The organism is Wolbachia endosymbiont of Mansonella ozzardi (assembly GCF_020278625.1).
Lineage (GTDB): Bacteria > Pseudomonadota > Alphaproteobacteria > Rickettsiales > Anaplasmataceae > Wolbachia.
Genome location: NZ_JADAKK010000088.1, coordinates 1 through 1,539, shown reverse-complemented (window position 1 = coordinate 1,539; position 1,539 = coordinate 1). Strand labels below are relative to the sequence as shown.

Here is a 1,539-nt window from a genome sequence, read left to right as displayed (position 1 = left end):
ATTTCGCTACCTTAGGACCGTTATAGTTACGGCCGCCGTTTACCGGGGCTTCGATTCAAAGCTCTCACCTCTCCTCTTAACCTTCCGGCACCGGGCAGGCGTCAGGCCCTATACGTCGTCTTACAGACTTCGCAGAGCCCTGTGTTTTAGATAAACAGTCGCCACCCCCTGGTCTGTGCCCCTGTCTCAGACTTGCGTCCAAGACAGGCCTCCTTATCCCGAAGTTACGGAGGCAAATTGCCGAGTTCCTTCAGCATAGTTCTCTCAAGCGCCTTGGTATACTCTACCTGTCCACCTGTGTCGGTTTCGGGTACGGTCTCACGCGGGGGCTATTTCCTGGGACCCCTTCACCGCCCGAGCAATCCGATAAGCTCGAACGATATACGGCATCCGTCACCACCCGCTGGCCAGGGAATATTCACCCTGTTCCCATCGACTACGCCTTTCGGCCTCGCCTTAGGGGCCGGCTAACCCTGCGCAGATTAACTTTACGCAGGAACCCTTGGACTTTCGGCGAGAGTGTCTTTCACACTCTTTGTCGTTACTCATGTCAGCATTCGCACTTCCGATACCTCCAGGACCCCTCACGGATATCCCTTCACAGGCCTACGGAACGCTCCGCTACCGCGTGATCCTTGCAGATCACACCCAAAGCTTCGGCTCGTGGCTTGAGCCCCGTTACATTTTCGGCGCAGGAACCCTTGTTTAGACCAGTGAGCTGTTACGCTTTCTTTAAAGGATGGCTGCTTCTAAGCCAACCTCCTGGTTGTTTTGGGATTCCCACATCCTTTCCCACTTAGCCACGAATTGGGGGCCTTAGCTGTTGGTCAGGGTTGTTTCCCTCTCCACGACGGACGTTAGCACCCGCCGTGTGTCTCCCGAGCAGTACTCGTGCGTATTCGGAGTTTGGTTAGGTTTGGTACCGCTGTGGGCGGCCCTAGCCCATCCAGTGCTCTACCCCGCACGGTATTCACTCGAGGCGCTACCTAAATAGCTTTCGCGGAGAACCAGCTATTTCCGAGTTTGATTGGCCTTTCACCCCTAGCCACACGTCATCCAAGACCTTTTCAACGGGCACTGGTTCGGACCTCCAGTGGGTGTTACCCCACCTTCATCCTGCACATGGCTAGATCACTCGGTTTCGGGTCTAAAGCAACGAACTGAACGCCCTATTCAGACTCGCTTTCGCTGTGCCTACACCTACCGGCTTAAGCTTGCTCGTTACTTTAAGTCGCTGACCCATTATACAAAAGGTACGCGGTCACTCAGGACGAACCTTGAGCTCCCACTGTTTGTAAGCATCCGGTTTCAGGAACTGTTTCACTCCCCTCGTCGGGGTGCTTTTCACCTTTCCCTCACGGTACTTGTTCGCTATCGGTCGCTGAGGAGTACTTAGGCTTGGAGGGTGGTCCCCCCATGTTCAGACAGGATTTCACGTGTCCCGCCCTACTCGAGTCCTGGCAATCGTCCGTCCCGTACGGGGCTGTCACCCATCTCGCCGGCCATTCCAGACCGTTCCGGTAAACTAAAGCCAGGCAC

At 55.4% G+C, this 1,539-nt stretch carries 1 rRNA gene; it reads right to left on the bottom strand.

Annotated features, from left to right (window positions below):
* Positions 1 to 1,539, bottom strand: a 23S ribosomal RNA gene (locus IHO40_RS05670); the annotation flags it as partial.